Source organism: Haliea sp. E17, assembly GCF_048323675.1.
In the GTDB taxonomy this organism is placed as follows: Bacteria; Pseudomonadota; Gammaproteobacteria; order Pseudomonadales; family Halieaceae; genus Mangrovimicrobium.
This window is the reverse complement of record NZ_JBLWFK010000007.1, coordinates 134,040-157,074: the sequence shown is the minus strand read 5'-3', so window position 1 is coordinate 157,074 and position 23,035 is coordinate 134,040. Positions and strand designations below refer to the sequence as shown.

19 protein-coding genes are annotated in these 23,035 nt (G+C 51.6%); 8 read left to right on the top strand and 11 right to left on the bottom strand.

The window, feature by feature from the left end:
* Nucleotides 1-110: 110 nt before the first annotated feature.
* Nucleotides 111-1,139 (top strand): hypothetical protein, encoded by a 1,029-nt coding sequence (locus tag ACNKU3_RS18420; protein ID WP_418261027.1) that lies wholly within the window; start codon nt 111-113, stop codon nt 1,137-1,139.
* Between the two features lie 45 nt (nt 1,140-1,184).
* Entirely contained in the window at nt 1,185-3,050 is a 1,866-nt protein-coding gene (locus tag ACNKU3_RS18415; protein ID WP_418261026.1) for a glycosyltransferase, read from the top strand.
* A 28-nt stretch (nt 3,051-3,078) separates the two neighbouring features.
* Here ACNKU3_RS18415 and ACNKU3_RS18410 read toward each other — a convergent pair whose 3' ends face one another.
* From ACNKU3_RS18410 to ACNKU3_RS18385, 6 genes are all read right to left on the bottom strand, one after another.
* Complete coding sequence (locus ACNKU3_RS18410) at nt 3,079-4,125, bottom strand: class I SAM-dependent methyltransferase (RefSeq protein WP_418261025.1); 1,047 nt, start codon at nt 4,123-4,125, stop codon at nt 3,079-3,081.
* Between the two features lie 78 nt (nt 4,126-4,203).
* Nucleotides 4,204-5,070: a class I SAM-dependent methyltransferase gene (locus ACNKU3_RS18405; protein ID WP_418261024.1), complete on the bottom strand. Its 867-nt coding sequence runs from the start codon at nt 5,068-5,070 to the stop codon at nt 4,204-4,206.
* A gap of 175 nt (nt 5,071-5,245) precedes the next feature.
* Nucleotides 5,246-6,775: a hypothetical protein gene (locus ACNKU3_RS18400; protein ID WP_418261023.1), complete on the bottom strand. Its 1,530-nt coding sequence runs from the start codon at nt 6,773-6,775 to the stop codon at nt 5,246-5,248.
* 161 nt (nt 6,776-6,936) lie between these two features.
* Nucleotides 6,937-8,445 (bottom strand): glycosyltransferase, encoded by a 1,509-nt coding sequence (locus ACNKU3_RS18395; RefSeq protein WP_418261022.1) that lies wholly within the window; start codon nt 8,443-8,445, stop codon nt 6,937-6,939.
* Between the two features lie 30 nt (nt 8,446-8,475).
* Nucleotides 8,476-10,044, bottom strand: a complete 1,569-nt coding sequence (locus tag ACNKU3_RS18390) for a glucosyltransferase domain-containing protein (protein WP_418261021.1) — start codon at nt 10,042-10,044, stop codon at nt 8,476-8,478.
* 32 nt (nt 10,045-10,076) lie between these two features.
* Nucleotides 10,077-10,565, bottom strand: a complete 489-nt coding sequence (locus ACNKU3_RS18385; RefSeq protein WP_418261020.1) for a DUF2062 domain-containing protein — start codon at nt 10,563-10,565, stop codon at nt 10,077-10,079.
* A 506-nt stretch (nt 10,566-11,071) separates the two neighbouring features.
* Here ACNKU3_RS18385 and ACNKU3_RS18380 point away from each other — a divergent pair.
* From ACNKU3_RS18380 to ACNKU3_RS18370, 3 genes are all read left to right on the top strand, one after another.
* Nucleotides 11,072-11,944: a sulfotransferase family protein gene (locus tag ACNKU3_RS18380; RefSeq protein WP_418261019.1), complete on the top strand. Its 873-nt coding sequence runs from the start codon at nt 11,072-11,074 to the stop codon at nt 11,942-11,944.
* 472 nt (nt 11,945-12,416) lie between these two features.
* On the top strand, nt 12,417-13,322 hold the full coding sequence (locus ACNKU3_RS18375; protein ID WP_418261018.1) for an FkbM family methyltransferase: 906 nt from the start codon (nt 12,417-12,419) through the stop codon (nt 13,320-13,322).
* Nucleotides 13,323-13,524: 202 nt separating this feature from the next.
* On the top strand, nt 13,525-14,736 hold the full coding sequence (locus ACNKU3_RS18370) for a glycosyltransferase (protein WP_418261017.1): 1,212 nt from the start codon (nt 13,525-13,527) through the stop codon (nt 14,734-14,736).
* A gap of 64 nt (nt 14,737-14,800) precedes the next feature.
* Here the strand turns inward: ACNKU3_RS18370 and ACNKU3_RS18365 are convergent, their stop codons facing one another.
* The 3 genes from ACNKU3_RS18365 to ACNKU3_RS18355 form a co-directional block, all read right to left on the bottom strand.
* Entirely contained in the window at nt 14,801-16,006 is a 1,206-nt protein-coding gene (locus ACNKU3_RS18365; protein WP_418261016.1) for a glycosyltransferase, read from the bottom strand.
* A gap of 69 nt (nt 16,007-16,075) precedes the next feature.
* Complete coding sequence (locus ACNKU3_RS18360; RefSeq protein WP_418261015.1) at nt 16,076-16,879, bottom strand: glycosyltransferase family 2 protein; 804 nt, start codon at nt 16,877-16,879, stop codon at nt 16,076-16,078.
* A 49-nt stretch (nt 16,880-16,928) separates the two neighbouring features.
* Nucleotides 16,929-17,699 (bottom strand): FkbM family methyltransferase, encoded by a 771-nt coding sequence (locus tag ACNKU3_RS18355; protein ID WP_418261014.1) that lies wholly within the window; start codon nt 17,697-17,699, stop codon nt 16,929-16,931.
* Between the two features lie 236 nt (nt 17,700-17,935).
* On the opposite strand from ACNKU3_RS18355, the gene ACNKU3_RS18350 reads away from it, so the two are divergent.
* Genes ACNKU3_RS18350 through ACNKU3_RS18340 form a run of 3 tightly spaced genes read left to right on the top strand, consistent with a single transcriptional unit; the run spans nt 17,936 to nt 21,482 of the window.
* Nucleotides 17,936-19,333 (top strand): undecaprenyl-phosphate glucose phosphotransferase, encoded by a 1,398-nt coding sequence (locus ACNKU3_RS18350; protein WP_418261013.1) that lies wholly within the window; start codon nt 17,936-17,938, stop codon nt 19,331-19,333.
* A gap of 20 nt (nt 19,334-19,353) precedes the next feature.
* A complete protein-coding gene (gene glf / locus ACNKU3_RS18345) occupies nt 19,354-20,502 on the top strand; it encodes a UDP-galactopyranose mutase (protein ID WP_418261012.1) in 1,149 nt (382 codons plus the stop codon).
* Between the two features lie 5 nt (nt 20,503-20,507).
* Nucleotides 20,508-21,482, top strand: coding sequence for a glycosyltransferase (locus ACNKU3_RS18340; protein ID WP_418261011.1), 975 nt, complete (start codon nt 20,508-20,510; stop codon nt 21,480-21,482).
* Here ACNKU3_RS18340 and ACNKU3_RS18335 read toward each other — a convergent pair.
* Nucleotides 21,475-22,206: an ABC transporter ATP-binding protein gene (locus ACNKU3_RS18335; RefSeq protein WP_418261010.1), complete on the bottom strand. Its 732-nt coding sequence runs from the start codon at nt 22,204-22,206 to the stop codon at nt 21,475-21,477. The two genes, ACNKU3_RS18340 and ACNKU3_RS18335, sit on opposite strands and share 8 nt — an antisense overlap.
* Nucleotides 22,206-22,985: an ABC transporter permease gene (locus tag ACNKU3_RS18330; protein ID WP_418261009.1), complete on the bottom strand. Its 780-nt coding sequence runs from the start codon at nt 22,983-22,985 to the stop codon at nt 22,206-22,208. The genes ACNKU3_RS18335 and ACNKU3_RS18330 overlap by 1 nt, the downstream gene beginning before the upstream one ends.
* Nucleotides 22,986-23,035: the final 50 nt, after the last annotated feature.

Below are 23,035 nucleotides of genomic sequence, written 5' to 3'. Positions count from 1 at the left end.
AACAGTGCAGCCTCACCCGGTCACAATCCCGACAGTAGTCGCCGGTCGGACCGCAATCTGTGAAATTATTTCTGCGGGCCTGATACCACGCAATAGGCGGACCAACTGAGATGAAGACCGTATATTTGCACATCGGCAACTTCAAGACCGGGACAACCGCGATTCAACGCTTTTGTCACACCAACAGGGAAAAGCTGGAGCAAAAAGGCGTTCGATACTTACTCAGCGCGCGACCGGTCGGTGCCGGGGTGAGCCACAGTGCCTTGCCGCTAAGCCTGTTGAAAAAGCACGACGAGTTCACACCCCTGTGGTACACACAGGACAGGTCCTTCAATGAACTGTGCCTGGATATTCGCGACGAGATATCACGAAGCAAGGTGGACAAGATACTGATATCTTCAGAAGAATTCTTCCGCTTTCCTTCTCTTTCCGAACCCAAAAAGGTGCTGGTACGAGAAGAAATTTCAAACCTGTTCAAGGGATACAACATACGTGTGATCATGTATGTAAGGGAGCCAATGAGTTTCTGCAAATCCTGGTACAACCAGGTAAATAAGTCGCCACTGCCCTGCGGGAGGTTTTCGGACTTTGTCTTCTATCTCGCGCCAGCACTGGTTGACCCTCGTTTTAACGCTCAATTCTGGCGCGAACTTTTCGGATCGGATTCGCTGATCATCCGACCCTACACATCCAACCCGGAAAATCACTTGCGTTCCTTTTGGCAAGCGGTTGGCATTGAGATGGAATGCCAGCTGCCTGACAACAACCGCAAAGCCAATCCCGGACGCGACGAACGAACCCTGGAGACAGACCGGTTGGCCAAAGTCTGGTCGATGAAGCCAGATGAGCGTCGTCTGGTATTTATGCGCGGCAATGCCCTGCGATCTCCCCAGAATATTCAGGCATTCAAAGAAAAAATCGAGGCCATCAATATCGCATTCGATAATTTTTGCCAGCAGGAGCTTATTGAAGATCTGCGCTCAGTGCTCACGCTGGAATCGGTCATTGCACACGAGGAACTTATCAATAGAAGGGACGCGCCTCCGCCATCTCTGTACAAAAAATTGAAATACGCTGCCTTGAACCGGGCCTCGGCCCAGAGTCTGAAGAACATTATCAAGTCATGGCGAGTCCGGTGAGAGCTTTACAGAATGGCGTTATTGCTGCCGAATATGTGAACACACATGACCAGTGGCCTGCCAATGCATGAAACGGTGAAATCTCACTACCCTGATGGGAAGCAATATCACCTTTTACAGGAGCTCATTTTTCCCGGCGAACAAAAACACAGGCCAAGAGAAAATTATTTCCGACTTGACGAGGGTGAGTATCAAGCGAGAAACGGCAAGCTGCAGATCAGCCAGGGAAGCGTATTTAGTACATTGACGTTCTACAACGCTTTTTCGATAGCCAAATGGCGCAACAACACCAACATCGATGCGATATCTCTGAGGTTAAAGGGCGTTGGAAAATGCACGCTCGAACTGCGGCTGGCAACCATTCCCTCACCTCCACCTGGCGTTCCAGAAATGACAGTACCGATGGCCGAGGGCCCAGTGGTAGAGCAGTTGTTAAGCAGCAGGCAACTGGCACTTACGGAAGACGAAGAATTCCCACTCGACGCTGTAAAGCTGGCAGACTCCACAAGCGGGCTACTTTTCCTGCGTATTCACGCACAGGAAGACCTAGTGCTCGACTCGATCGACTTCGTCACCAGCAGACCGCCAGTCAATAGCGTCAAGCTGGGAATCGTCATCACGCACTTCAACAGGGTTTCTGCCATCCAGTCAGCTGTAGACAGGCTGAAGAACGAACTATTGCACATTGATCCAAACCAGGCAGAGGTTCAACTGATCATTGTGGACAATTCAGACAACTGCGGGATTCAGACCGAGGGAAACATACGGGTGATCCCCAACAGGAATTACGGGGGAGCAGGTGGCTTCAGCCGGGGATTACTGCAGCTTGTTGATGAAGGAAACATTACCCACTGCCTTTTCATGGACGATGACGCGACCTGCGAAATCGGCTCTATCCAGCGGATGATGTCTTTGTTTGCGTACGCCACTACCGAGAGGCTGGCAATAGCCGGTTCACTGATCCAGTTGGCGGATGCGAGCACGATCTATGAAGTCGGTGGCTATTTCGACGGCATTTGTCACCGTATCCATCGCAACCTGGACACCCGCTCGCCGTACCACCTGTTGCTGGCCGAGCGCGAGGTCTTCAAGCCCAACTACGGCGGCTGGTGGTTTTTTGGCTTTTGCATGAAGGATCTGGCTTTCTTTCCGTTCCCGTTTTTTGTACGTGGTGACGACGTAGCATTTTCTCTAACCAACAGGTTCAACGTCCTGACGATCAACGGCATTTCAGCCTACGGGGATACCTTCGAAGCCAAGCACAACGCTACCACCAGCTATCTCGATTCCCGTAGCCACCTGGTGCAGCAAATTGCCGTTCTGGGCCACGGGCGTATAAGGACCCTTAAAGGACTCGGCGCGCTTTTCCTGAAGTCGCTCCTGTCATGCCGGTATGGAAGCGCCGACGCCAGTATTCAGGCGGCCCTGGATGTCATGCAAGGGCCCTCGTTCTTCCGGCAGAACCTGGACATGTCAAGCCGGTTTCCGTTACTCAGGAAATTTTCGGAAACTGACAGGGGAGTTCCTCTCGAAAGGCGACCGCCCGGGACAGTCGTCAAACAACTGGAAGCAGACAGCACAGCGAAAAAGATCGCCATGATACTGACCCTCAACGGCCTGCTGATCCCCGGATTTCTTCACAGGAAAACTCCCGTGTACCAGGCGCCGGGCATCAAGGCCCGACTCGGACAGGTGTTCTGCCACAAGCACATTTACTACGCTGTGACTCCTGACTCGCCGGGCGAGCTGGTTTCGCTCGATCAGTGGCGCGCAACCAGATTACTTTGCAGTTTTGCCCTGTGCGCAATGCGCCTGGCCGTTACCTACGCCCGACTTCAGAAGACTTACCTGGAGGAATTTCCCGGCTACGCATCAGAAAACTTCTGGCGTAGCACGTACAGCGAGACCTGAGACCCGCCTCACCGAATTCTTTCATCCACTATTTTTTCCTGAAATAGAAAGAATTCGACCACTGCGTACTGGGCAATTTGAAAGTCTCCGTTCTATGCGCGCGAAGTTCCGCCATACCTGGCGCGTCACGGTACAACCAGCACATCGCGCTCGAATGAAACAGCACCTCAAACGCATTGTTATACATCAGGAATGCGCGCAAGAACTGGCCTTCGTTCCAAAACCAGCCGCACTCGAACCATTCCGGTGCCATTTCAAAATAGGTTGTAACATCGTGAATATGAATAATGACACCGGAATTGAGCCTCGGAAGTATATCGAACAGATAGTGATAGACATCGCTTCCGATCTTGGCTACGTGACTTGAATCGATAAATAAAAGATCGCCAGACTGCAATTCCTGGAATACCTCATCATCCACCTCCCACAGTGGCTTTTCTATCAGCCGCACAAAGTCCCGGTCGTCTCCACGCAGCAAGGGGAAAAAATATTCCTGGGAATAGGGCTCGATGAAGGTCAGTTTCTGATCCTGCCAGCCAAAGCGCTCCCGCGTGTCCAGCATGACCGCGGATGAATAACCACTGCCTACCTCAATTACACGCCGAGGCCTGAAATGGCGTAACATCGCCTGCAATACAACCGCGTCCAGATGAAAAGTCCGGTTTCGCGTATCCGACATGTAACGGGCTACATGGCCGTTCAAATTGCCGCGAACTGACTGGCTTTTCTCATCAAATGCGTAGGGGAAGTCCGCAAACAGCGGCCCAAGATCGGATGAAAGAGCAAACTGGCCTTCAAGATTGAATTCGACTCCGAGTATTTCCCTTCGCGGCTTCATTAAAAGCTCTTCGTATCGCTCACGGACCGCGGCCATGTCGGGTATAACCGAGTAGAAGTGCCCGGGCCTGGTCCCCAGCGACTGCCTGGAATAACCAAAGCCGCATTCAAAATCGTCGTCGGTCATTCCACGTGCCAACGCTTTAATAATCTTGGCCGTGAATTTGGGACCGATCAGGGATGCCATATAACCAATGCAGTCACGAACTGAATGTTTCAGCGTGTTCTGTATATTCATGAAAAAGTTTTCGCCCTTTTCAACAATATCATTCCGATATCAATGCGCTCATTGAACCCGGCTACTTGAGTCATTGATTCACTTCTCATGCTTGCACAAAAGCATAAAAATCGAATTATGGTTCCACCCACTCTTGCCGGGAAAGCGGCTGTTCAGGTCAAGCAGCAGTTTTCTGTAATCCCCGACAGCATAACTGCCGGTCAATGGAAACTTGTTGATTCCATAGAAAAACAGCGTCTGAAACGGCGAATCCCGAACAATCTGTTCATAGTCGCTATAAAACAGCCGGTTCTGCCCGCTATTCTCGCAGGCAAATCGGGCAATCAACCGGGCATCTTCCGTAGGAATATTCATCACTTCGGTGCAGTGCGCCAGGATTTCCTGCTCACTCATCAGTAGGTGGCAGTAGGAAGGAAGTGCCGTATTGCTATAGGTATACAGTGAGTTGTTACCTCTCACCCAGAGGTGGTGGCCCCATGGACCCGACCAGATCGGTCCGAACTTTGTGTACAGAAGCCCCCCCGGCCTTAGAATCCGGTACATTTCCTCCAGCGCAAGGTTGAGATCGGGAATATGCTCGAATGCAGCAATCGATGTAATCAGGTCAAATTCATCATCGGCAAAGTCTGTTTTCCTGATATCTCCCCTGATAATCTCCAGCCGATTACCTTTTTTGAGCGGATTTGCAACAGGATCGATAGCTACAACTTTTCTGACGTTGAAATTTTCGGCGATATAGCTTGATAGATTATTGTCAGCACCACCGGGGCCCACTTCGAGTATTCGCAGCCCGTCAAGTGATCCGCAGAAATCATTTATCTCGCTTGCCATGCCACGGTACTGTTCTGATTTCTGCGATTGCAGGCTGGCCGAATCAGGCTCTCCCCCGGAACTCAAGGACGACATTTTCCTGCGCAGCATTCGCATTAGACGTTTTATAACCATGCAAAGTTACCTCCCCTTAAGACCAAGGAAATAACCCGAACTCGGTCCTGCCAGCTGTGATATTCGAATTGCAGATATTTCAACATGCTTGCAAATTCCGAATCAGTATTCTCATTTGTTTAACCCGCAATAGTGCCTTTGCCCGGCGTCGCGCACGAGCCGGATTTTTTGTGAACTAACTCTTCGCACGTCTCATTTTACGCATCAAATAGGACTTCACCCTCCCAACAAAACTGCGCGATGAGGACACACAGTATGTCGCCAGTAACTGCCCCGCGGTCTCTCGTGTATCCGCGTCATACTTTGCGTCATTGACCACGGAGCGAAACAACCGGATTGTCGCCGCCTCATCGAAGCGCATGAATCGATTTTCGACCCTCGCATTGCGCAAAAAGATGTGGAATTCCTTCCCAGTTCTACCCTCCAACTGCACTTTTGCGGATTCAGCAATCTCAACCTTTCCACATACCTTCGCACAGAAAAAAACCAGAACCAGGTAACTTGGATTATCAGGATCACTTTTGTGAGCAGTCATGACAAAGTCAAAAAGCGTTTCAAATACCTCGTCCGCCGGAGCCGTAGCATAGAGCGAGTAGTTGACGAAGGCCTTCTGCAGCGGGTGATAGCATTCATATTCCTCACTGCCTCTCGCTGTCCTGAGAATCCGGTGCTCGTCCTCTACGCTTATCCAGCCAGGCAGTGGAAGCAGTTCCGTTCCGCCGATCAATACTGCCAGCTTTGTCACCGCTGTATCTTTGCTCGAAATGAGATATTCACAATCGCCCATCAGGGCGATCTCTCGAATCACCTGAGTGTGAAGGTCACAGGGTTCAAGCGGTAAATCCTCCACCGTCAAAACGGCTGCATATTTTTCGCTCAGGGCCTTGAGGTCATGTAACGTCGCACCAAATGCCAGAACAGTATAACCGCGCTCCGTAAAACGCCTGCACACCTCGTCTGCCACAGGCAGGCTGATAGATTTCAGCCTGCCAAAGGTGGCCACCAACCGGGTGTCGCCATATACGATATCACCGCCACGGATGTGAACGGCAACCCGCTTTTCCGGAAGGGCGAGCCGGCTAACAGCGTCAAGTTGTTGCCTTATTTCACGTGTGAACAACTTTTCGAAGTAGAAACGTTTAAAATCGCTCTGGCTGAATGCCTGTTCAAGGTCGGGAAATATTCGGTTCGAGGCCAACCATGAGGGAATAGGATCGACGGCTTTCCGCTTCACCTTATCGAAGCAGTTCACAACCAGATTGAGGTAATCCGGGCTATCGAAATAAAAATTACCCTCCGGGTGTAAAAGGTCTTCTTCGGAGACCAGGTGTCCTTCCACCAGTTCCCCAGACAGGACGTCTCGTGGATCTGCCGCAACCGAATGCGTGCCCCGGCCACTGATCGAGAACAGCTCGTACATTGCCTTCTCATGCGGCCAGACAAAGAGAAACTTGAGGCCCAATACCTGGGCTGTATGCAGGCCGATGATAATCGTAATGAGGCGCTCACCGAGCCCGTCGTGACGCCAAGCTACGATTGTGTTCCTTGATACCTTCTTTTCCAGGAAAGCGATTGTATTCTCGACACTTTCATCGGCAATTTTGCCTTGCTTGGCCACACGCAACAATTTATACGCTTCATATTCCCGACCATGGCCCAACAGCAGGCTCGCCTCTGCCAGAATCTCCTTATTATTGTCGCTCATCTCGAATCTTTAACTCCAGGCGCCAACTTGACTCTGGCGAGCCTTCAGATTGCATGTGATAACTGCCCGGGAGTGTATACTGAAACTGCCACCAATCTTAGCTTGGAAAGAATAACCCTGGAGAATTTATCTCATCAACCCCAACGGCAACCCGCTTGTTTTCAAGTCACACTGACATTGCTAACGTCAGGCTCCACTGATCCAGCTTGACTTGCAAGAGCGTCGGAGAGTAGTGACTTCAAGGATGGTCGACACTCCACAACCAGCATAAATTGAAAGGAAAAAAGTCCTTTATGCAGGCGAATTAAAAAATTATTGGCAGCCGTAAGTGACCTGGAAAATATGTTGGTACCAAAAACCAGGGGGAAAGGCACAGGAATGCCCTGAACCTCTTTGACGTCAAAATTGGTTTGACTAACGAGGTTTTTTAGCGAACGGATTGTAAACAGGCGGTGGTGAGTAATATCCAGAATTCCCCGCTTGCCATAATTGAAAGCACCAAATAAGTGTGTAATTCGTGATAAAAGAAAACCAATATTGCCTGTTGTAAGAATAATCCTGGTTCCTGGCTTTACCCCCGAATCATGTAACTGAAGCATAAATTGTTCAGGGTTTTTGAGATGCTCAATTATGTCCAATAGCAATATAGCGTCATAGGAAGGGTATTCGAGCTTTTCAGGGAGTCCCTCATCCAAATTTGCCTGAATAAACCCATCAAGAACTTCGGTCGGCGCGAACTGATCGACTCCGACAACATTTTTCCCCCTTTTTTTCAGTTCTGAACCGACGTGTCCTGGACCACAGCCCAGATCAAGCACATGTTGGCAATCCTCGACGGCCTCCATTACACGCGCATGCGTACTATCAAACGTCAACTTATCGATATAGTGTTCTGAACTCTCTGGCTTACAGTCATACTTCAGGTCGTACATCAACGACAATTCCATCAGGAAGGCGCTAAACGATACCCGAACCACATCAAGCGCATACCTGATCCCATTGACATGACAAACTTCATCCCCATAGTGAGTGGGAATGGGTTTTTCCACGATAGTTTGTCCCGAGAGTGAAAGTTGGATAATGATCTCAGTGTCGAAGTGAAAATCATTGGTATTCAAATAGAAAGGAATCTGGCGGAGTGCTTTGGTGGAGTAAAGTCGGTACCCCGTATGATACTCACTAAGATTCAACCCCAGAACGAGGTTCTGGAAACCGGTTAGTATCTTGTTGCCGATATATTTGTATCGAGGCATGTTCCCACGCAGCGCATCCCCTTTTACCAGCATACGCGAACCAAAGACTACGTCTGCGTCATTCTCCAGAAAACCGCGGTACAGTTCTGGCAACATCTCGGGCGCATACTGACCGTCCCCATGAAGCAGCGCCACGTAATCGAAGCCGTTGTCTATCGCGTACTTGTATCCGACTTTCTGGTTTCCTCCGTATCCGAGGTTTACCGGATTTTTCAACACTAACGGCCTTTTAAGACCCGCGCAGGTCTCAATACTTATTTTTGAGGCCCGGCTTACAGTATCGTCATTGGAGCAGTCGTCTATAATAAGTATGGAAGTATCTGCAATGCTGAAAATTTCGTCCGGAATTCTCTCACAAACCTCCTCAATGGTATTCTCTGCATTGTAGGCGACAATAAAGACGAGTAGCTTTTTCAATTTTTCATTCCTGGAGTATTGCGAGAGTGCTCACATGTTAACAATTATCATATCTTCGTGTATGAAAATGGAGTCTGCAGCAGGCCACTTCCCACGCCCTCTCGCCAACTGTGTGGCTAGATTCATATCCTGAACAAAGTTTGGATTCATGTAACCCTGCAACTTGAGTCTCGTTCCCAGAAACAAAAAAATATCTCCAGGCCCCCATACAGGACTAAGTTCAGCGTCAAAGTGAGTGCTCCCAATATAGTCAGACTCGTGCCCTCTGCGGGACAGCTGATCCAGCTTGAATTTTGAGAACCCGCCTAATCGGACAATTTTGTAGCTTTTGTCCAAGTCAATCCCGGGCAAGGACTCAATCCTGTACAGAATCCTGTTTGCTGTAGCCAGATAATGTGTTTCTGCACGCAGGAGCACCTGCTGGCGCCCGATATCCGCATAAGCGAACTTCACCAGGCAGAACGCAAAAATAACATAGGCGAAATTGCGCGAGATTTGATTGTGCTCTGTATACCGAAACCAGAGCCAGAAGCCGAACAGGTAGAGGTAGCCAAGAGCGTGATTGTAGCGATAAATGAATAATTGATTATTGCTCGACACAAGGTACATTGCCTTGGTTGCGAGAATTGAAGCCAATACAGCAGTAGCAAACGATACCACTCGAATCCATCGAGCCTCAAGATTGCTACGCAGGACGTGTATCGACGCAGAGCCAGCACCAGCGACGAGCACACCGAACAACAGGTATTTGACTGGAGCCAAAAACTCCGGCTGGGTCATAAATAGCGATTTAACGCCGGCCTTGGACACAAAAAGCAATCGCTGGAGAAAATTGGAAAACTCAATGGTTTTTGTTGTTTCTGTTATTTTTATATTCAACACGACCAGACTTATTCGATAGGCCACAACGCCCACTACAATCGCAATAGCAATCGGCAGTAGCTTGCTAACCAGAGTCCTGGATGCGTGACTCAGGCTACCTTTGGTTTCTAAACAGAGAACTGCTGCATAGGTTGTGAAAAGAGTAGCCACGAAACTCAGGCCCGGCTGATAACTGGCCATCATCAAGCATGTCAGAATCGATCCTAACAATATTCGGCCCACAGAAAATCGCGAAACCACCAGGAATATCGCGGGAGCAATCAAGTGTGGCAGGGAAAACAGCGGCCCCACAAAGAAAAAATTAAAGGAAGTCATAACCGCAGGGTAAAGCGACATAAACAGGCCGCCTGCAGTTAAATAAAAAGTAGACAGCGAACCTGTCCAGAGCCTTACTACCAGCATCCCACCAACTACATGAAGGCAGATAACCACAACTGGCAATACAACCATCAGACTATCGAAATTGAACATGCCCAACACAACAGGCGAAAACCACCTGCCAGCCGGCCATTGTTCCATCGGATTCATGCGGAGCAGGCGCTCAAGAATCCCGTGATTATGCATAGGCTGCTGGGTGATGAATATCAGGTAGACAAAAACGTTCACTACCAGACAGATAAAAAACGCCGTTTTATATTTTCCGTCGATACTTCGCCAACCAGCGGCTAATGCATCCAGTAGATCCGGTATTTTCTGGTTACTCCTTTCGGTACTCATATATACTCGATTTCTCTGATTGACTGAATTTTTTAGACAGAGGGTTTGTTACGTTTCAATTCTTCGCTTTTTGTAAAAATTTTATAGCTGCCAACAAATACTGTAACCGCAATCGGAGTTGCTAAAACCAGGCCGCCCACCATTAAAACCACGACAGTATCCAACCCAAGCTCAACTATAGATTGTACTTTTTGCTCAAGACCTCCCAGTTTCAAACTGGCATCAATTACCTGTAACACCCTCGGTATATCCACTTGCATGGGTGTGAGCCAATTGCCGAGTAGAAGGCACAAATAGTACCAGAGTGGAAGCAACAGTGGATTAGCCAACACGGTCGCAACCAGGAAACAAGCGATGACATTCCCTCTTACCAATGGACATATCAGGACGATCAGCATTGAACGAAACGGGAATACCGGAAGAATAGCCAAAAACGCGCCCAGCGAACTCCCCGAAGACAAGGATAGAGGATCACCGGACAACGCTTTGTAGCGTCTCAATAGAGATCGAATATTGCGCAACAAGACCATCTTGGTTTGTGTGTCAAAGGAATAGAAAATCCAATGTTATAGAAAGTAGCCGCCAAGCCTACCCTGTCCACACGACTGCAACTGATTTGGCCCTCTGGCCATACATGCTTCAGTCGACTGATTCAGCTTGAGAAGCCTAAAAATCAAGTACTACTCCTGACCACACCACAGGACTTATAGCAACCAAGAGACATTCAAGGACTTCAAGACAACACATCGCTTGTATTAAGAAAGCCAAGAGTTCGCCCTTCATCGTTCAATAGTACGCTGCCATCAAAGTCAAAGCCTTGAAGGTCGCCAATTTTGAACACAGATTATTAGAACCCTATATTCGAAAATTGAGCCATCTCGATACCATTTGCCCGGATTACTGCCTTCACAAACGTCACTTGCCAGGTAGAATGCTGAACGCAATCATACGAAATTTCCGCCACATTCAAAACGGTACAGTCCTGTATTCGACATATTGAACGCGTCAACTGACAGGTAGCAGCAACATGGTCAGCCGTAAATCAACACTTGGTAATTTATTTGTAAGGTATAGTGGAGTTTTCCCCACGCAAGCCGATCTGGACATTATCTCGAAACACCGGGTTCGGGACTGGTCCACACGCACCTACTTGCTCAACCGCTTTGCTCGAGGAATCAGCGTGAAAGCGCCACCAGTGTTTATCGTAGGCTGCGGTCACAGCGGTACATCGTTGCTACTGGCCATCCTCGGCACCCATTCCAACCTGTATCCGGTGCCGTTTGAGAGCTACCTGATACAACAGCCGAACAGGAGAGCCTATCTCCACACCTTTGACTTGCTGACTGTCGCCACAGGCAAAACCAGGTGGGTGGAGAAAACGCCCCGGCATATCCGCCATATAGACGAGCTGCTTGCCGTTCATCCCCGGGCAAAGGTAATTATAATGCTCCGGGACGGACGCGATGTGGCGACATCACTATTCAAGCGAACCGGTGACCTGGAAGGAGGAATTCAGCGGTGGGTTGCTGACAATCGTAGCGGGGACAGATTTATTGAACATCCCCGCGTCCACAGGTTTCGATACGAGGATATCGTAACAGATTTCAAGGGGACAATGGTGGAAATACTCGGCTTCATCAGCGAGGACTATGAATACCAAATGGCTCGCTTTGACCGTGAAAACCGTTATTTTTACAGCAACGAAATCTCCCGGCCGCCCGACCAGACAGAGGCAAACCACCTTCAGTTCAGAAATTGGCAGATAAATCAGCCGCTATTTGACGGAAGAGGGCAATGGAGGACATTGCCAGCAGAGCAACAGCATATCATCTTCAACACAATAAGCAGCCAGCTGTCGGAATATGGCTACCTGGATTCCAGTGAGGGCTCCAGTTCCTGAACGACCGGACAGGCCCAACCCTGTGCACATGGCAGCGCGACCAGAGGGGAATAACTCCATAAACAGAATGATTATCTGTTCCCGCCTGAATGAAGAACCGGGTTCAAGCTAGCTTGTCCGAGCCCGAACTTCCAGAAACCCGAAAACCACCCGCCCTCCTTTAGCCATCTAACCAATTGATAATTATAGAGATTATTAACACCCCTCAAGCCTATCCAGGTCTGCGGTGACACTATCGCAGGTAACACCAACTTCCCAGCCAGTTTCACAAACAGAACGGATGAGTTGTACCGGTGATCCAGCGTATTGATTTATCCCGCTCGCAAATCTTCAGGGCACCGGCCAAATCTATCCGCGTACACTTATATTGGCGTTTCTAGTATGCTGCACGGCGCACGCTACAAAATTGCAAAACTTCCAGTCTATGCCGCAGCCAAAGCAACGTACAACGCGACCAGGAAAAGGGTTTCGCTTGCTCATTCCAAATCTTGATGTCGTGGCCAAATTCCTGCTCAGGCTGATCAAAGCCCCGCCCGCGAAGCGGCAGGAACTCATTGACTCGATCGAGCCGCTCCTGAGACTCAGTTCGTCTACGACTGGGTCTCCTCGAGTACTCACAAAAATTGCAGAACTCGCCTGCACTGGCGATAGCAGAATATGGCGTCGGACGGAAGCGGCGATCAATAGCACGAATTGTGCACCCTCGACTTCTATTCACTTGATTCACAAGAACCTGGTTGAACTGGGCTATGGAAACGATGTTCCACAATTGTGCTACTCACAGGAAGGAGAGGAACTAATCCTGAATCGGATCTTTACAAAAGCCAGTGGTTTCTATGTAGATGTCGGTGCGCACAGCCCGGTGCGTTTCTCTAACACTCACCTGCTTTACAGACGCGGCTGGCGAGGCATCAACATAGACCCCACTCCAGGCCTGGAAAGGGCCTTTCTGGTTGCTCGGCCCGAAGACAAATTCTACCCCTGCGGTGTATCAAACAGCCCGGGAGAATTGACGCTTTATATGTTCAAAGAAGGCGCCTACAACACCTTTGACCAGCAGGAAAAAGTTCGCCTTGAAAAAGCCAAGAACATCCGCTGCGAGGAAGAGGTAACTGTACCTGTAAGGACCCTGAACTCTATCCTGGAGGCCGAGTCTGTCGAGAATATAGACTTACTCTCTATTGACGTTGAAGGGTTTGAGCTGGCGGTATTGGAGGGCCTGGACCTTGAGAGGTACCAACCGGCCGTCATGATTGTCGAGATCAAGCGGGATTTGTACAGCGATATTGTCGAGCACGAACTATACCAGTACCTTGTCCGCCACGGCTATACGATGTACTCCATACTGTATAACTCAGTAATCTTTACACGGCGCTGATAACCAGATCAGCATGGGGGCGCCGGTAAAACTCAGCCTGGTCGTGGCATGCCTGACCGGGTGGTTTTCGGGCTTTTCAGCAATAAGTCGCGAGGATTGTTGAGAGTTTCATCGTCGGCATTAGAATGAAGGTCGCAACACCTGTAAATTTCTGCATGCTGCGCTGAACTCCACCACAAATAAAACCAAGGTTTCATTCTACATGGCCCCAGTTATCGTCATAATTGCATACAACAGGCCAGACTCCCTGAAGCGATTGCTGAATTCCATGAGCCATGCCGCGATCCCCACCGGCACACCCCTGGTCATCAGCGTTGATTTTAGCGGCAATGACGAAGTCCCCACTTTGGCAGAGGACTTTTCCTGGCCCCAAGGGGAAAAGCGCGTCATCGTCCACCAGGAGAATCTGGGACTTCGCAAACACGTCCTCAGCTGCGGGGATTTCGCCGTTGAATATGGGTCTGCCATTCTCCTCGAGGACGATCTGTACATTTCGCCTCATTTCTATAGCTACGCGAAGACTGCTCTGGCCTTTTATGAATCCGAAGCGAAAATTGCCGGTGTATCGCTATACAACCACCAGTGGAATGAGACTGCGCGACAGAAATTTTCAGCCCTCGACCTGACCTCCAGCAGCTGTTACCTCCTGCAGATTGCATCATCCTGGGGCCAGTGCTGGACCGCGGAGCAATGGACAGGCTTTCGTACATGGTATGAGCAGAACAGCGTCTGGGCTGACGAGGAGATGATTCCTCACAACGTCAGCCAATGGCCGGAGACCTCCTGGAAGAAATATTTCATCAGATACCTTATCGCGAACGATCTTTACTTTCTTTATCCCAAGAAATCGTATTCCACGAATTTTTCAGACGTTGGAATCCATCACAAGGAAAAACACAGCGTACTCCAGGTACCTTTGCAGATGCAGGACCAGGAACTGCGGCTCCTGCCTTTTGAACAAATCAGGGAAAAATACGACGCCTTCTGCGAACTATCCCCCCAGACACTGCAGGAGTTGCAACCGACCCTCAAGCAGTTCGACCTGGAAGTCGACCTGTATGGCGTGAAACCCTCCGAGAAGATAAAACGGTCCCACTTGCTTACCAGCAAGGTCTGCACCAGGCCGGTCCTCTCGTTTGGGATGGAACTTAAACCCCACGAAGTGAACGTTGTGATGAACAATCCCGGCGGGGAATTTTGTGTTGGCTTGAGAGAAGACTGCCTCAAGCAAAATTCAATAGCCTTCGTGGAGCAAAGCAGGTACTACTTTGACATCCACAGAAGCTATGACGATGTACTGCTTAGAGAACACGGAGATTACAAAAATCGCTATCTCGCACTGGAAAAGAAACTCCGATTACCCCTTCTGCGACGCATCAAGCGAGGCGTTAAGAAGCTGATCGGCAAGCAGTGATTATCCAGAATTTCGAGCTGGTTCAATCGTTGACTGCAGGACATATCTCCCCCGGTAAGTTTAACTAAAGCGCGTTTTCCAGCACTACTTCCAGGCGTTTTACGCTGTTTCTGTTTATAAATGATTCGCCATCCCAGCCTTCTGGCAGGGTGTCCTTCCGCTCACCTTGCAGCCGCAGCAACTCCTCTTCCAGTGCGAGCCTGTCACCCGGCGGAATCACGGTTCCCAGCCCGAATTCTTTCGTCAGACGGCCGATATAGCTGGTTTCACTTGCAATTACAGGCACTGCCAGGTTTGCGGCCTTGGTCAGCATGTTGGAGCTGAACGGAAACCGTTCGTATACCGCGAAGATCAGGTTCACGGACTTCATTATTGTGTTCAGCTCTTCTTCAGTTTCTATCCTCTCGGTGAAGAAGTAGGCATTTTTCCCCTCGCACTTCTGCCGGATGAATGCTAGCCGCTTCAATTCATCCGCCGAGAAGGTGCTTTCGATCATTTCACCGGTAAAGAGGAAGAAAAACCGCGGGTCATCCCTGAGCGAGAAAGCGACGTCAAGCAGCGTGTGAATTCCCTTCCGTGACGCAAGCGAGCCAAACAGCCCGACTGAAAATTTACCGGCAATCTGGTCCCGCAAAAACGCAAACTTCGTCGCCACCAGGTCAACATGCTCCACGTGGGCAAAGTCTGGATAAAGCAACACTTCTTTGCCACCGATGCGCCGGCTCAGTTCAGGAATTTCGTCCTCCACCAGTACACCCACACTTTTACAGCGGCGGGATCGAAAAATGCGTTCTCGATCGAAAAACCGGTGGTGCAACTTTTGCGGCTGCACGATGAACCTACCAATTTTCGGCTGGAAGTACAGGCAACTCCAGTCAAAGGGAAAAATAATACGATGCAGGACCGGGCCCAGGAACTTGTTCAGGTAGCTGTCAATCCAGGGTAAAAATACTTTCGGCTTCAGGCCCCGGTAGGGTTTGGACAAAAGCAGCCGGGTGATTTTCAGCCAGCGCTTCAGGACCCGGACAAACGCCCGTACATTTCCAACTGCAACGCCGTCGTAGCTGGTATTTCCGTCGGCAAACAGGACTGCTTCGAGCTGCCCCTCCAGCTCGGGTGCCTGCTGGCGAACGTACTCACGTACCAGGTCTGGCTGCGGACAAAGCGCCAGCACCCTATTGCCCTGCCGCAGGAAACACAGTGTAAATGTGCAAAGGTAGGTCAGGTGATGACCCGTAGGAAATGGATCGACTACAACTATATTTTTCAACTCATCTTCTCCAGTCCACGAAATCCATTTTACGTGACTGTCTCTATTTGCAGCATACGGTCTATTTGGCTACGCCGAAAACAATCGTCGGCACTTGCGGATCAGTTTGCCGGGAAGCTTCAGCACATGATCAACCTTTTTCAGCACAGGGTAGCGGAAGAAACTGTTTATCCATAGGTAACCCAGCAGGCCGCTCTTCCATACAGAAGGCCAGCCAAATCGATCGATGGCAACGCGAATCCAGTCCAGACGATTGCGCAAAAAGTTCTGGTAGCCCCAGCCGCCCAACTCATAATTGACGATGGCGTGTTCACATTTGACATAGCGGAAACCCGGCGCCTGTACCAGGTCGAAATACCAGTTGAGCTCACCCTTGAAACGGTACCTGGTGTCGTAAACAGGTGTCACGGCCCTGCGCACGAACATGGCCTGGTGACAGATTACACCGGTCCCGTGACGCAACAGATTCTTCTCCGTGAAATCTTCGGCTGACACGACTTTCAGGGAACCATCCACACCCACCCGGTATATGTCCCCATAGAACAGGTCGGGCCTGTCGTCAGTGCAAAAAACCTGCTCCAGAACGGCGCTGTCGACAAAACAGTCACCGGCGTTCAGGAACTGGACATATTCGCCGGACGCGGCCTGTAATCCCTTGTTCATGGCGGCATAGATGCCGTCATCTGGCTCGCTCACCCAATAACCGAGACGCTCCTCGCAATTCCGGATAATGTCAACGGTCCTGTCAGTAGACTGCCCGTCGATGATCACCAGCTCATAGTCGTCAAAGGTCTGGCTGAAGACACTGTCCAGCGTTTTCTCAAGTGCGCTGGCCGCGTTGAGTGTGACGATAATGATACTTAACCTGGCCATGGGCGAACTGCTACGGATTCGTTGTCGTTATGATTATCGAGGCCGGAGATCAGAAATAGTCCTTGTGCGACTTGAGTGCGGAGTTGCGCTTCACAAAGAAGAAATCCCCGCCAACCAGCGCCTTGTCATAGGGGCGATAGCGGACATCGACGATGTCATAGAGCGCAAACCCCATTTCATCCATGAACGACATCAACTCAGCCGGTGTCGTACGCTCCTTGTAGGCTTCCAGGCAGCCGAATTCGATAATGCAAAGCTCACAGTTTTCCAGTGCTTTCACGGCACCCTTCAGAGCGGGGAGTTCTGCCCCCTGCAAATCCAGCTTCAGCAAATCAGGCCAGCAACCAGCCTGCTGGGCGATATCGTCAATCCGCTTAACCGCCACGTCCAGGCTGCGCGTGGCCTGCCCCTGAACGTGATCCAGGAGGGAGGACGCAGCCAGGGCTGTGGTCTCATTCCCGTGCTTCGGATTTTCCCAGATATTCAACTGCATACGGCCATCCTGCTCACCGACAGCGGCTTCGATCAACTGGACCTGAGAGGAAAAGGGTTGAGTGTTTTCGGCAATTCGTGCATAGAGTTCACTATTCGGCTCAATCAACACCAGATTTGCGCCAGGAAATATCTGGTGCACTTCCCGGGCCCAGCGGCCAATGAATGCACCGCAATCAAACACGACGCCGGGACTGTAACCGAGGCTGGCGGCGTGCTTGAGCCGGTCTTCGCAGCTCGGCAAACCCGGCTGGATTCGCACCTGCACCTCGGGAGAGGGGAAGATGGTTCTTTTGATCTTCCCGGCAATCCTTCGCATGATACCCATAAAACGCCACTTCTTATGCAGGAGAAAAGTGCCACGATGATACACACGTAACAATTTCATTGGAATCAAAGAGGCCGGATTGAAGTGCCTGACCGCCCGTGAGCGCTCCGCGTTTCCAACGCCTACGAGAAACCGGGTAGGCTCCGGCTGCCGGGAAAACTAGTGCTGGGACTCACGAGATGATAGAATTTCTGCGCAAAAACCACCTAAATAACTGTTTTTCATCGGGAAATTAATTGAGCCCCAAAGGCCACCTCCGCGAACACTCCAGCTTGCTGCTGTGGATTATGCGCCTGACCGACGTGGCAGTCTCACTGCTGTTCTGCGGTCTTGGTTACGCCATCGTATTCGCCGGCCCGCATTCTCCGCCAAGTGTTCTCCTGTACCAGATTGCGGTGCTGTTTTCTGTCCCGCTGCAGATTCTCCTGTTCCAGTCGTTCAGCGTCTATCAACCCTGGCGCGGCGAAGACTACCTGCAGGAGTTCGTGGCGGTGCTTATGGCATGGACCGTTATCTTCGCAATACTGGCCTTCCTTACGGTCATCACCAAGACCTCCGAGAATTTTTCCCGGGCGTGGCTGGTGACCTGGTTCCTCGGCGGCGGCATGGGTATCCTCACCACGCGTTTCCTGCTTCGCAACCTGCTGAAACGCTTACGCGCCAGGGGATATAACCTCAGGCACATCATCCTGTTCGCCGAGGGAGACACCGGCTGGCGGGTTTACGAAACCCTGTGCCATGCACCGGAAACCGGCCTGAATATCCGCGCCTACTTTTCATCCTCCCTCCCCTCCGGGCTTCCTGATGTGGTGCATCGCGGAAGTATCGAGGAGGGAATCGATTACACCCGGACCTCCAACGCCGACCAGATCTGGATCGCGATGTCTCTCAAAGATGAAGCTGAGATCGAGCACATCGTCAGGCAACTGCGTGATACCACGGCGGATATTCGCCTGGTCCCGGACCTGTTCGGCTATCGCTTGATCAACCATTCCATCAGCAACATTGCCAACATGTCAGTGATCAACCTATCTATCACTCCCATGGACGGCGTCAACCGCTGGGTCAAGGCATTCGAGGACAAGATCTTCGCCGCACTGATTCTCCTGCTGATCAGCCCCCTGTTTGCCGCCATCGCCATCGCGGTAAAACTGAGCAGCCCGGGTCCGGTGTTCTACCGCCAGGAGCGGCTTAGCTGGAATGGGCGCAAATTCCAAATGCTCAAGTTCCGCAGCATGCCGGTAGACTCCGAGGCCAACTCCGGCCCCAAATGGGCTACCCCCAATGAGAGCAGGGCGACCAGGGTCGGTGCCTTCCTGCGCCGAACCTCCCTGGACGAACTACCCCAGTTCTTGAATGTCTTGCAGGGCGACATGTCAATCGTCGGCCCGCGGCCCGAGCGCCCCGTGTTCGTCGAGCAATTCAAGGACGAGATTCCCAGCTATATGCAGAAGCACCTGGTGAAGGCAGGCATTACCGGCTGGGCGCAAATCAACGGCTGGCGGGGCGACACGGATCTGCACCAGCGTATTGAGCACGACCTCTATTACATTGAGAATTGGTCCCTGTGGCTGGACCTCAAGATCATTGTCATGACCCTGTTCAAGGGTTTCATCCACAAGAACGCATACTGAACCAATCCAAAGGCTGGCAAATGGCTGATTTTTGTACAGTGGGCGCCGGGTTTTCGGGCGCAGTGATTGCACGCGAGCTGGCCGATGCCGGGCACACCGTGGACGTCTTTGACGACCGGTCGCACACGGCAGGGAATTGCCATACGGAGCGGGACGTCGATTCCGGCGTGATGATTCACCGCTACGGCCCACATATCTTCCACACGGACAGTGAACGGGTCTGGAGTTACCTCAAGCGCCACACCGAATTCATGCCCTACACCAACCGGGTCAAGACCACCAGTGGAGGCCGGGTATTCTCCCTTCCCGTGAACCTGCTCACGATCAACCAGTTTTTCGGCAAGACCTTTTCCCCATCAGAGGCGCGTGAATTTATCGAGTCACAGGCTGACTTGAGTATTGAGGACCCGATAACCTTCGAGGACCAGGCCCTGCGCTTTGTCGGTCGCGACCTGTACGAGGCGTTTTTCAAGGGTTACACGCAAAAGCAGTGGGGCTGCTCACCGACCGAATTACCGGCGAGCATCCTCAAGCGGCTGCCGGTGCGCTTCAACTACGACGATAATTACTTCTTTCACAAGTACCAGGGTATGCCGAGAGAAGGCTATACTGCGATCGTAGATCAGATCCTTGATCACCCGAACATTACCCTTGCACTAAACACGCGCTTCAGCCGGCAACAGACCAGTGATTACGAGCATGTGTTCTACAGCGGCCCGCTCGACGGCTTTTTCGACTACGAACTGGGCCGGCTGGGTTACCGCACACTGGATTTCAAGGAGATTCGCGCCGAGGGAGATTACCAGGGCTGCGCCGTGATGAACTACGGCGACGAATCCGTGCCCTATACCCGCATCGCCGAACACAAGCATTTCTCTCCCTGGGAAGAGCACGCCAAAACTGTGTGCTTCGAGGAGTACAGCCGTGCCTGTGGGGAGGATGACATTCCCTACTACCCCATCCGACTGGCCAACGAACAGGCCATGCTGCGGGACTATATTGCGCTGGCAGAAAAGGAAGATGGCGTTTCCTTTGTTGGGCGCCTGGGCACTTACCGCTATCTCGACATGGATGTCACCATTGCAGAGGCCCTCGCCGCGGCGGAAGCCTTTATTGACCTCCGGGCGGCAAACCGGCAAATTCCCGCTTTCTTTGTTTCACCTGTCTGATTCCGATGCAACAGAACCTCGTCGCCGTCATTGTCACCTTCAATCGCCTCGACAAGCTGAAAGTCACGGTTGCCCACAGCCTGGACAAGGATTTTTACCGGGTGGTGGTGGTGGACAACTGCTCAACCGACGGCACGGCAAAGTGGCTCAACGGCATCGACGATCCAAAACTGTCGGTGCTTCGCAATGCCGCGAACCTAGGCGGCGCAGGTGGGTTCCACCGTGGCTTCGACTATGTGGCCAATGAATTGCCCGAGGCCGACTGGCTGGTCTGTTACGACGATGACGCCTGGCCAGCAAATGACGTTCCGGCCATTTTTTCCAGGCTTGAAATACCCGGGGATGTGGGAAGCCTAGCCGCGGCCGTATACCTGCCCGCGGGAGGTATCAGCGAAATGAACCGACCCAGCCGTAACCCTTTCTGGCATCTGAAGGCGTTTGTCGGTGCGGCGAGCAAGGGGCGTCACGGTTTCCATGTCAGTGACGCCGACTACCTATCGTCAACACCCGTCGAGGCCGATGCCTCATCATTTGTCGGCTGTTTCATACGGGTAGCGTCGATCAGGAACGGGAAAATTGGCCTTCCGCGCACGGAACTTTTTATCTACGCGGACGACATCATCTACCTGTTGGAGTTACGCCGGGCGGGATTGCGGCACTGGTTTGTTCCCGGCCTGCACTTTGCCCACGACTGCCAGACCCTGGTCGACCAGCAGGATGTCTACCGGCCGATGTGGAAGGTCTATTACACCTTTCGCAATCGCCTGGAGGTTTACCGGATTGCTTCCGGCTGGTTCTATCCCCTGATCCTGTTGATCAAGATTCCCAGTTTCTTCCTGACATTCCGCTTTTACGAAAAATATGAGCGCAGCACCTTCTTAAAAGTCACTGCGAGAGCTGTGTGGGATGGTTTACGCAGGAATTACCGGAAGAGTCATTCAGAGGTGCAGGCATTAAGCGCGCTCCAGGAACCTACTTAAGCGCAACTCTGGCTTTGTTCTTGATGCTCTCGCGGTAGCGTTCCAAAACTTCTTCCGGGTCACCTTCTGCGGCAATGTAGCCCTCTTCCACCCACAGCACCCGGTCACACAACTCGCTGACCTGTTTGTCAGAGTGCGAGACAAACACAACCGTCTGGTCGCCACAGATACGCTCTTTCATGGCCTGCTCGGCTTTCACCTTGAACTCTGCGTCCCCTACACTGAGGATCTCGTCCACCAGCAGGATGTCGACATGGGTAAGCAGCGCCGTAGTAAACCCGAGTCGGGATTTCATCCCTGCAGAGTAGGTTTTCACTGGCTCCTCGAATGAATCTCCCAGCTCGGAAAAGGCCTTGATCTCTTCAAGGTAGGCTAGCGCCTTGCGTTTACTGGCGCCCTGCAGCATGGCAGACAACATGGCGTTGTCGCGTCCACTCAGGTCCGGCTTGTGCCCCAGGCCAATAGTCAGCAAAGAGGCGGACTTCCCGGGGTACTTTTTGACCCTGCCGCTGGTGGGTGCCAGAATACCGGCCATGATACGCAGCATGGTGGTCTTGCCTACACCATTGCGACCGATGATACCGAGGGTCTCGTTTTCGTAAAGCGAAAAGGACACCGATTTCAGGACGTGATGTACCCCGTGGTCGAAGGTGCCTTTGCTGGTCTGGAAGCTGATAGACACATCTTCAAGCTCCAGCATCACGTTGCGCTTGTCTTTTATCATCAGGTCAGCACCTGCAGGGCCAGGTACTGGCTGTAGCGCCGCATATAGAGCAGTGCAAGCCAGATCAGTACCATTGCGCCAATGCCCGCTGATGCAAGGTGGAACAGGTCTGGCGCGGTGTTATGCATGAGAATCTGGCGGTGAGCGTCAATGATGAAGGCCAGCGGGTTGACCGTCAGCAAAAGATCGATTTTTTGCGGATCGTCAATCTCGCGTATGTCCCAGAATATCCCCGAAGTGAACAGCAGGAAGGTCATGCCCAGGGGGATAAATTTCATAAAGTCCCGCATGATACAAACCAGGCAGGCGCCGATAAATCCACAGGCGATGATCAGCAGGTAGAAAACCAGCAACAGCGGTAGCATCCAAAACCAGGCCATACCGGGTGTGACACCACCCGCCAGCAGGAATACCAGCAACAACAGGTAAATGGTTGACTGCCGGTACAGGCTTTCCTGGATCGCTGCCATGGGGAACAGGGACTTCGGGATGTCGATCTTACCCACCAGTCCCTGGCTGGCCACGATGCTGCCAGAGGCCTGGATTACGGTCTTGGAAAACCAGATAAAGGCGAATTTGCCGGTCGCCAGGAAGAGGATGAAATCCCCGGAGCGCCGCCCGGAATCCAGGATCAGGTTAAACACGATATAGAACACGCACACCCACATCAGCGGTTCCAGGAACCACCAGAGAAACCCCAGTTTGAACTTTGCTGCATCCGCCTTGAGCAACATGCGGGCCTGCACATCCACCAGGCCGAAGTACTGTGAGAGAGTCATTGAGTTAACTGGGTTCCGCTTTGTTTTGCATTCCGCCCCCCCGGGGCGGT